Below are 9,315 nucleotides of genomic sequence, written 5' to 3'. Positions count from 1 at the left end.
CTGGTATCGCTCCAGGAGGACGGCGGCAGCGTCGAGACCGGCGCGGTCGGCTGCGAGGGCATCGTATCGATCGACTGCGTGCTCGGCGACCGCATCAGCTACAACCGCGCCGTCGTCCAGCTGCCAGGCGGCTCGCGCTACCTTCCGACCTCGGCGTTCATCGACCTGTGGGAAGAAAGCCCCAGCTTCCGTCGCACGATCATGGCCTACAACCACGCCTTCTCGGCGCTGGTCTTCCAGTCGGTCGCCTGCAACATCAGCCATTCGGCCGAGGTTCGTCTCGCGCGCTGGATCCTGATGTGCCTCGACCGCTGCGGCGACGGCGAGACGGTGGCGCTGACGCATGAATATCTCGCCGACATTCTGGGCGTCGGCCGCCCGACGATCACCGTCGTGGCGCGGACGCTGCAGGCGGCGGGTCTGATCCGCTACAGCCGCGGCGTCATCACCGTCCTCGACCGCGCCGGGCTCGAGGCGGCGAGCTGCGAATGCTACTGGAAGGTCCGCGAGACCTTTGAGCGCGTGCTGCCGGGCAGCTTCAGCTAGGCCGGCGCGACGTCATTCTCGGGAGCGCCCGCAGCCGCTCCGCAGCACGACCTATCTGCCACACTCCCAGCGCTCACCCTGAGCCTGTCGAAGGGTCTCCAGCCAGCACGAGCGTCGCGCGACGCTCGCCCTTCGACAGGCTCAGGGTGAGCGCGGAGACGTCGGCGTCATCTTTCCGGCACGCGCCAGCTCACGCCGCCAGCGGGAAGCGCAGCAGCCGCTCGGGCGTCGGCACCAAGGCCTGCGCCGGGCGCCCCACCGCGCGCCCGATCGCCGGGTCGGCGGCGTCGAGCCCGCCGGTCAGCGCGCCGAACGCCGGCAGGATGATCTTGCGGTCGCTGTGGATGAAGCAGCGCCGCGCGATGCGGCGGCCGCGCACGGTGATGCGCAGCTTGGGATGGAAATGGCCCGAGATCTCGGGCCGCGTCTCGCCGGGTTGCGCTTCGTGGCGCAGCAACACGCCCTCGACCTCGATCGCGTCGATCACCCGCCCGCCGATGCTGTCGTCGAGGTGCGGGTCGTGGTTGCCGACCACCCAGGTCCAGTCGAGCGTCGCGGTCAGCCGGTCGAGCACCGCCCGCGCCCGCGCCGGCATGCGCTCGACGCCGCGGCCGTCGTGGAAGCTGTCGCCGAGGCACCAGAGTTCGCGCGCGCCCGTCGCCGCGACCAGCGCGTCGAGCCGCGCCAGCGTATCGACGCTGTCGTAGGGCGGCAGCAGCTGACCGAACGACGCGAACCAGCTCGCCTTTTCGAAATGCAGGTCGGCGACGAGCAGCGCGCCACGCGCCGGCCAGAAGAGCGCGGCGTCGGCCATCGGGATGAAGTCGTGGCCGCCGAACAGAACGGAAACACCCATCGCCGGTCTATAGGGTCGCGCGCGGCCGACGGGAAGCGGCGCGTCGCCTCAGCTCATCGCTTCGGCGATGATCGCGTCCGCCTCGGCGAGCAGCGCGTCGTCGGTCGCCTCGCCCTCGACGCGCTGGCGGCCGAGATCGAGCAGGATCGGCACGGCGAGCGGCGACACACGGTCGAGCGCGCGGTGCACCATCGCATGCTGCGAGCGTTCGAGCAGGGCGTTGAGGCGGGCGATGTCCGACAGCTTGGTGCGCGCGTCGGCCCAGGCGGCCTGCAGCAGCAGATGGTCGGGCTCGTACTTCTTCAGCACGTCGTAGATCAGATCCGAGGAAAAGCTCACCTGTTGCCCGGTCTTCTTCTTGCCGGGATGCTGGCGCTCGATCAGCCCAGCGATGATCGCCACCTCGCGGAACGACTTCTTGAGGAAGGGCGACGCCGCCATCCATTCGGCGAGCTCGTCCTCGAGCACCTCGGGCGACAGTAGCGGCCTGGGATCGGTGACCGGCTCCAACGACCACACCGACAGCACATAGTCCGAGCCGACGAAGCCGAGCGGCTTCAGCCCGGCGCGCTCCATGCGCTGCGTCATCAGCATGCCGAGCGTCTGGTGCGCGTTGCGGCCTTCGAAGCCGTAGATGACGATATAGTGGCGCTTGTCGCGCTCGAAGGTCTCGACGAGCAGCATGCCCGGCGCCGGCAGCTCGGACTTCTCGCTCTGCAGATGCAGCCATTCGTGCACGTCGGGCGGCATGCGGTCCCACTGCGACGGCGTCGCCATCAGCGCCTGCACGCGGTCGGCGAGGTTGGTGGTGAGCGGCAGCCGCGCGCCCTGGTAGGACGGCACGCTGGGGTCGCCGCGGCCGGTCGTCACCTGGATGTCGGCGCCGTCGAACCCCGTCACCTCGAGCGTCAACCCGGCGAACATGAAGCTGTCGCCGATGCGCAGCTGCGAACCGAACCATTCCTCGATCTGTCCGAGCCGGCGGCCGCGCCGGCGGCCCATCACCACGTTCATCATCGCCGCCTCGACGATGACCCCGGCGTTCAGCCGGTGCTGCTGCACCATGCGCGGATGGCTGACGCGGTAGCTGCCGTCGCCCTGCAGGGTCAGCCGCTTGAAGCGATCATAGGCGCGCAGCGCATAGCCGCCGTTCTCGACGAACCCCAGCGTCTTGTCGAACAGCTCGCGCGACAGCCCGGCGTACGACGCGCTCGCGCGGATTTCGCGATACATCGTGTCGGGCTCGAACGGCGCGGCGCAGGCCATGCCCATCAGATGCTGCGCCAGCACGTCGAGGCTGCCCGGGCGGAACACGTCCTCGTCGAGCTCATGCTCGGCGACCGCATCGACCGCCGCGACGGCCTCGAGATATTCGAAGCGGTTGCCCGGAACGATCACCGCCTGCGACGGCTCGTCCATGCGGTGGTTGGCGCGGCCGATGCGCTGCAGCAGCCGCGACGAGCCCTTCGGCGCGCCCATCTGCACGACGAGATCGACGTCGCCCCAGTCGATGCCGAGGTCGAGGCTGGCGGTCGCGACGATGGCGCGCAGCTTGCCGGCCGCCATCGCCGCCTCGGTCTTGCGCCGCGCCTCGGGCGCCAGGCTGCCGTGGTGGATGCCGATCGGCAACGCGTCGTCGTTGACGTTCCACAGGTCGCGAAAGGTCAGTTCGGCGACGGCGCGGGTGTTGACGAAGACGATGGTCAGCTTGTGCGCGGCGATCAGCTTGTAGACCTCGCGCGCCGCATGCAGCCCCGTGTGCCCGGTCCACGGGATCCGCCCCTCGGGCACCAGCACGCCGACGTTCGGCTCGGCGCCGGGGTCGCCGCGCACCAGCGTCACGCTCTCGGCGTCGGCGTCGGGCGCCAGCCAGCCCTGATAGGCTTCGGGATCGCCGATCGTCGCCGACAGGCCGACGCGGCGGAGCGCAGGGTTGATCGCCTGCAGCCGCGCCATCGCCAGGCTGAGCAGGTCGCCGCGCTTGGTGTTGGCGAAGGCGTGCACCTCGTCGATGACGATCGTCTGCACGTGGCGCAGTAGCTCGAAACTGTCGGGATAGGTGATCAGCAGCGACAGCGATTCGGGGGTCGTCAGCAGGATGTGCGGCGGCCGCTCGCGCTGCCGCGCCTTGCGGTCGGAGGGGGTGTCGCCGGTGCGCGTCTCGACGGTGATCGGCAGCCCCATCTCGGCGATCGGCGCGAGCAGGTTGCGCTGGACGTCGACCGCCAGCGCCTTCAGCGGCGACACGTAGAGCGTGTGCAGCCGCTCCTCGCCCCTTCCGTCCGCGCTAGCGGCGATCAGCTCGGCCAGCGTCGGCAGGAAGCCCGCCAGCGTCTTGCCCGCGCCGGTCGGCGCGACCAGCAGCGCATGCGCGCCCGCCGCGCCAGCCGCCAGCATTTCGGCCTGATGACGCCGCAGCGACCAACCGCGCGCGGCGAGCCAGCCGGCGATTACGGGCGGGAGTGTCATCGAGTCGACCATCGACTGACGCTAACGCTCGACTCTCGAACGCGGCGACATATAATGGTACAAATAGGGAACGACGGGAGGATTCGCATGGCTGAGATCGTCTTCTACACCAACCCGATGTCGCGCGGGCGCATCATCCGCTGGATGCTCGAGGAGATCGGCCAGCCCTACCGCACCGAGCTGCTCGACTATGGCACGACGATGAAGGCGCCCGCCTATCTGGCGGTCAATCCGATGGGCAAGGTGCCGGCGATCACCCATGGCGACGCCATCGTCACCGAGGGCGCGGCGATCTGCGCCTATCTCGCCGACGCTTTCCCCGACGCCGGCCTCGCGCCGGCGCCCGGCACGGCCGAAGCCGGCGCCTATTATCGCTGGATGTTCTTCGCCGCCGGACCTGTCGAGGCGGCGATCACCAACAAGTCGATGGGCTGGGACGTGCCCGACGACAAGAAGATGATGGCGGGCTACGGCAACTTCGACGACGTGATGGTGGCGCTCGAACAGGCGCTGTCGAAGAGCGACTATGTGGCGGGCGACCGCTTCACCGCGGCCGACGTCTATTTCGGCTCGCAGATCGGCTGGGGCATGATGTTCGGCTCGATCGACAAGCGCCCGGTGTTCGAAGCCTATTGGCAGCGGCTTCAGGAGCGCCCGGCGCTCGCTCGGGCAGCCGCGATCGACGATGCGCTGATTCCGCCGCAGCCGGCGGGCTGAGTGGAACTTCGGCCGCGCCGGACCCATTAGTCAGCGATGAGGAAATCGCTCGGTTCCTGGGTCCAGCCCTTCCCCGAAGGCATCTACGTCAAGCCGGGCGATTTCTGGATCGATCCGTCGCAACCCAAACCGAGCGCGCTGATCACCCACGGCCATGCCGATCATGCGCGCGGCGGCCATGGCAAGGTGATGGCGACGCCCGAGACGCTCGCCATCATGAACGTCTGCGCTACGGCGACCAGCCGGGCGCGCAGGCCGCAGCCTATGGCGAGCTGCTGCGTATCGGCGACGTCGAGGTGAGCTTCGTGCCCGCCGGCCACGTGCTCGGATCGGCGCAGATCGTGATGGAGCACAAGGGAGAGCGCGTCGTGGTGTCGGGCGACTACAAGCGCCGCCCCGACCCGACCTGCGCGCCGTTCGAGCCGGTGCCGTGCGACGTGTTCGTCACCGAGGCGACCTTCGGCCTGCCCGTCTTCCGCCACCCCGACACCTCCGACGAGATCGCCAAGCTGCTCGACGCGCTGCGCGACAATCCCGAGCGTTGCGTGCTCGTCGGCGCCTATGCACTCGGCAAGGCGCAGCGGGTGATCGCGAGCCTGCGCGGCATGGACTATCGCGAGCCGATCTACATCCACGGCGCGATGCAGCGGCTGTGCGACCTCTATGTCGAACATGGCGTCGATCTCGGCGAGCTGCGCCCCGCCACGGGGCTCAAGTCCGCCGAATTGAAGGGCAGCATCATCGTCGCGCCGCCGTCGGCGCTCAACGACCGCTGGTCGCGCCGCCTGCCCGATCCGATCACCGCGATGGCGTCGGGCTGGATGCGCGTGCGGCAGCGCGCGCGGCAGAAGAATGTCGAGCTGCCGCTGATCATCTCCGACCACGCCGACTGGGACGAGCTGACGAGCACCTGCCTCGAACTCGGCCCGCGCGAAGTGTGGGTGACGCACGGCCGCGAGGACGCGCTGATCCACTGGTGCGCGACCCGGCAGATCAAGGCGCGCGAGCTGCATCTGATCGGGCGCGAGGACGACGACGATTAGGCGCGGCGGCGCGAGAAGCGTCGCAAGCCGCAGTCGCGACCCTCCCTCCTTTCACGTCATTCCGGCGAAAGCCGGAACCCAGAAGGACCGCTGGACTGGGTTCCGGCTTTCGCCGGAATGACGGACCGAGGGTAGGTAAAGCGCGCCGCCGCGGGGTCGGCTTCGTTCACCCCTCTAGCGGTACATGCCCTCGCGCAGGTTGATGCCATGCTCGACCCACGCCTTCAGCGCGGCGAGCATCTGCGACCAGCCCATGCAATTGCCGTAGGAAGCGGCGAGCCCGGTCTCGGTCTCGTGCCAGCCCCCCTCGCTGATCGTCACCAGCGTGCGCGTATCGCCGTCGAGCGGCTCGAGCTCGATCGTGACGATGGTGAAATAGCCGGCATCGACCACCGGTGCATCGCCTTCGGGAACGCCCTCATTGGCTTCCCAGCGCAGCACGATGCGGCGGCCGGGCTGCACCTCGATCACCTCGACCGGGAAGGCGCCGGGAAAGTCGGCGAAATCCCAGCTGACGGTCGCGCCGGTCTCCAGCCGCCCCTGCGCGCCGCCGGTGGTGAAATAGCGCGACAGCTGCGCCGGATCGGCGATCGCCTCGAACACCTCGGCGACGGGCCGGGCGATGCGCGCCGAGACTTTGAACGTCAATTCCATGTCGCAATTCCTTTGCCTTGCGACTCAATCATGTTATATTCTTATAACATGTCAAGCGACGCGGCAGATGACAGGATTTTCAAGGCGTTAGCGGCACCTACGCGCCGCGCCATTCTCGATGAGCTGAAGAATCGACCACAGACGACAGGCACGCTGTGCGAGAAATTCCCGGCGCTCGACCGCTGCACGGTGATGCAGCATCTGAAGGTGCTGGAGGCGGCCGACCTGGTGATCGCGCGGCGCGAGGGGCGCGAACGCTGGAACCACCTCAACCCGCTGCCGATCCGCGGCATCCATGAGCGCTGGATCGGCGCCTATGCGGCGCAGGCGGTCGACCTGCTGGGCCGGCTGAAGAAGGATCTGGAAGGCTAGACGAGCGACAGGGCGAGGCCGGCGAGAAACACCAGGCTGAAGGTCAGGCTCGAGATGTCGTGGCGGGGCTGAACCATGCTCCGGACTCCTTTGCGCATGGGAGACCAACTATCGCGGCCTCCGAGCGTTCCGAGAAAGTCAGAGCACGCAGTGCCGCAGCAGCACTTCGACCAGCCGCTCGCAGCCGGCGGCGTCGTCCGCGTCGAATCGCGCCGGCGTCGGGCTGTCGAGATCGAGCACGGCCTTCACCTCGCCGTCGACGATCAGCGGCACCACCAGCTCGGAGGCCGAGGCGGAGTCGCAGGCGATATGGCCGGGAAAGGCGTGGACGTCGGCGACCAGCTGCGTCCGCTTCTCGGCCGCCGCGGTGCCGCAAACGCCTTGCCCGACCGCGATGCGCACGCAGGCCGTGCGGCCCTGGAAGGGCCCGAGCACCAGCCCGCCGTCCTTCATCAGGTAGAAGCCCGCCCAGTTGAGGTCGGGCAGCGACTGGAAGATCAGCGCCGCGGCGTTGGCGAGGTTGGCGACGAGGTCGCGTTCGCCGTGCAGCAGCCCGTCGAGCTGGCGCGGCAGCTCCTCGTAGAGCTCGGATTTCGGAAGATGGCGGAGATCGGCGGCGTCGAACATGGCGCTCCTCCTAGAGCAAGCGCCGCGCGACGCACAGAGGCGATCGGCGCGTCGCGGCGGCGTGCGCTTGCGAACGCCGAAATGCCCACCCGCGTGCGCGGGGGCGACGGGGTGGGCATCCTCGACAGGGCGGCAGCAGCGGCCGGGCGGGCGTCGGCATTCCCCCCGGGAATACGTGGCCTCGCGGCGCGGCACGCCGGTGCCGGCGATCGATTACGCAACGCGACTTACAAAGCGCTGGAGCGCGGGCGTGGCCGCTAGAGCGCCCAGGCCGCCTTGGTCCGGGCATCTTCCCGGCCGCGAAGCCAGCTCTCGCGGCGGGCCGTGGGCCAGTGGCGCACATGCTCGGTCGGCACCTGGGCGAAATAGGCTGCGCCGCCTTCTTGATAAGCAGTCATGTGATCCAGCTTTCAAACGGGGCCGGCCAGGCAGGCCGGGAGCAGCGACATCCGCGCCGCGGGGGCAGCCAACGCAGATGACGCCTGCAGAATAGATCACCTCTGATCGATTTATTCGCGATTTTCGCTTCGCGGATCATCTTCAGCATCGAGATCTAATTATATAACAGTCGCGATGGATTTACGTTCCACTTACTTAACGATTATTTGTTATCTATTTGTATATCGAAATATTTAAACCTTCTTTGACTATTTCTGCCAGCTGCCATTGGCGACGCTTCCCCGCCATGGCCGGCCCGGCTCCGCTGGCGGAACCCCATGGCCTCCCCTATTCGTTGCAGCCGCGATGCACGCCTTCTCCACGCTTCTCGACCGGCTGGTCTACACACGCTCGCGCAACGCGAAGCTGCAGCTGATCGCCGACTATCTGAAGCGCACCCCCGACCCCGATCGCGGCTATGCGATGGCGGCGCTGACCGGCGATCTCGACCTGCCGGGCGTCAAGCCGGCGCTGATCCGCACCCTCGTCGAGGCGCGCGTCGACCCGGTGCTGTTCGCGATGAGCCGCGACTATGTCGGCGACTTCGCCGAGACCGCGTCGCTGCTCTGGGAAAAGCCGCTCGGCCTTGAGGACACCGACTTCGAGGACATCCGCCTCAAGGACGTCATCGAGCGGCTGGCGACGCTGGGCCGCGCCGAGGCGCCGGCGGCGATGACCGACCTGCTCGACCGGCTCGACAGCGCCGGCCGCTACGCGCTGCTGAAGCTCGCCACCGGCGGCCTCAGGATCGGCGTGTCGGCGCGGCTCGCCAAGACCGGTCTCGCGCAGGCGTTCGGGCTCGACGTCGATGCGGTCGAGGAGGTGTGGCACGGTCTCAAGCCGCCCTACACCGAGCTGTTCGACTGGGCCGAGGGGCGCGGCGAGCAACCGACCCAGGCCAATGTCCCGGTCTTCCGCCCCTTCATGCTGGCGCATCCGCTCGAAGAAGAATCGATCGACCTCGCCGCCTATGCCGCCGAATGGAAATGGGACGGCATCCGCGTCCAGCTCGTCCATGTCGCCGGCGAGACGCGGCTCTACAGCCGCGCCGGCGACGACATCACTCGCAGCTTCCCCGACGTCGCCGCCGACTTTCGCGTCCATGGCACGCTCGACGGCGAGCTGCTGGTGCGCGGCAGCGCACAGGGCGGCGACGACCAGGGCGGCGGCGCCGCCTCGTTCAACGCGCTGCAGCAGCGGCTGGGGCGCAAGCTGGTCTCGGCCAAGGCGCTCGAGGACTATCCGGCGTTCGTGCGCCTCTACGACATCCTGTTCGACGGGACGGAGGATCTGCGCGCGCTGAGCTGGGAGGAGCGCCGCGCCCGGCTCGAGGCCTTCGTCCCGCGCCTGCCTGCCGGCCGCTTCGACGTGTCGACCTTGATCGAGGGCAAGAGCTTCGACGACCTGATGGAACTGCGCATGCAGGCGCGCGACGCAGCAATCGAGGGGCTGATGCTCAAGCGCCGCGACAGCCCCTATGTCGCCGGGCGCCGCGCCGGGTTCTGGTACAAATGGAAGCGCGATCCGCTCATCGCCGACTGCGTGATGATGTACGCCCAGCGCGGCCACGGAAAACGCTCGTCCTACTACAGC

Annotated in this window: 9 protein-coding genes and 1 pseudogene; 5 read left to right on the top strand and 5 right to left on the bottom strand. The window is 68.5% G+C overall.

Translation table 11 applies throughout. From position 1 onward, the window contains the following. A partial coding sequence (locus ACP2AH_RS00090; RefSeq protein ID WP_425103972.1) for a Crp/Fnr family transcriptional regulator occupies positions 1-546 on the top strand: 546 nt, incomplete at its 5' end. A gap of 190 nt (positions 547-736) precedes the next feature. Here ACP2AH_RS00090 and pdeM read toward each other — a convergent pair. Then, the gene (gene pdeM / locus ACP2AH_RS00085) at positions 737-1,402 is read right to left on the bottom strand and encodes a ligase-associated DNA damage response endonuclease PdeM (protein ID WP_425103971.1); all 666 of its coding nucleotides are present in this window, start codon (positions 1,400-1,402) and stop codon (positions 737-739) included. A gap of 48 nt (positions 1,403-1,450) precedes the next feature. Then, on the bottom strand, positions 1,451-3,871 hold the full coding sequence (locus tag ACP2AH_RS00080) for a ligase-associated DNA damage response DEXH box helicase (RefSeq protein WP_425103970.1): 2,421 nt from the start codon (positions 3,869-3,871) through the stop codon (positions 1,451-1,453). Between the two features lie 87 nt (positions 3,872-3,958). On the opposite strand from ACP2AH_RS00080, the gene ACP2AH_RS00075 reads away from it, so the two are divergent. Together ACP2AH_RS00075 and ACP2AH_RS00070 are read left to right on the top strand one after the other, a co-directional pair. Beyond that, a complete protein-coding gene (locus ACP2AH_RS00075) occupies positions 3,959-4,588 on the top strand; it encodes a glutathione S-transferase family protein (RefSeq protein WP_425103969.1) in 630 nt (209 codons plus the stop codon). 36 nt (positions 4,589-4,624) lie between these two features. Further along, positions 4,625-5,631 (top strand): annotated as a pseudogene (locus tag ACP2AH_RS00070) (ligase-associated DNA damage response exonuclease). Between the two features lie 174 nt (positions 5,632-5,805). Here ACP2AH_RS00070 and ACP2AH_RS00065 read toward each other — a convergent pair. Continuing rightward, positions 5,806-6,285: an SRPBCC family protein gene (locus tag ACP2AH_RS00065; protein ID WP_425103968.1), complete on the bottom strand. Its 480-nt coding sequence runs from the start codon at positions 6,283-6,285 to the stop codon at positions 5,806-5,808. Positions 6,286-6,333: 48 nt separating this feature from the next. Between ACP2AH_RS00065 and ACP2AH_RS00060 the strand changes: the two genes are divergently transcribed. Continuing rightward, positions 6,334-6,657, top strand: coding sequence for an ArsR/SmtB family transcription factor (locus ACP2AH_RS00060; protein ID WP_425103967.1), 324 nt, complete (start codon positions 6,334-6,336; stop codon positions 6,655-6,657). A gap of 138 nt (positions 6,658-6,795) precedes the next feature. Here the strand turns inward: ACP2AH_RS00060 and ACP2AH_RS00055 are convergent, their stop codons facing one another. After that, positions 6,796-7,284, bottom strand: coding sequence for a GAF domain-containing protein (locus ACP2AH_RS00055; protein WP_425103966.1), 489 nt, complete (start codon positions 7,282-7,284; stop codon positions 6,796-6,798). 257 nt (positions 7,285-7,541) lie between these two features. Continuing rightward, complete coding sequence (locus ACP2AH_RS00050) at positions 7,542-7,682, bottom strand: hypothetical protein (RefSeq protein WP_425103965.1); 141 nt, start codon at positions 7,680-7,682, stop codon at positions 7,542-7,544. Between the two features lie 346 nt (positions 7,683-8,028). Between ACP2AH_RS00050 and ACP2AH_RS00045 the strand changes: the two genes are divergently transcribed. Beyond that, a partial coding sequence (locus ACP2AH_RS00045; protein WP_425103964.1) for a cisplatin damage response ATP-dependent DNA ligase occupies positions 8,029-9,315 on the top strand: 1,287 nt, incomplete at its 3' end.

The sequence above is a fragment of the Ancylobacter sp. genome, assembly GCF_965249975.1.
Taxonomy (GTDB): Bacteria; Pseudomonadota; Alphaproteobacteria; order Rhizobiales; family Xanthobacteraceae; genus Ancylobacter.
Note: the sequence above shows the minus strand (reverse complement) of the source record. Positions and strands in the feature narration are given on the sequence as shown.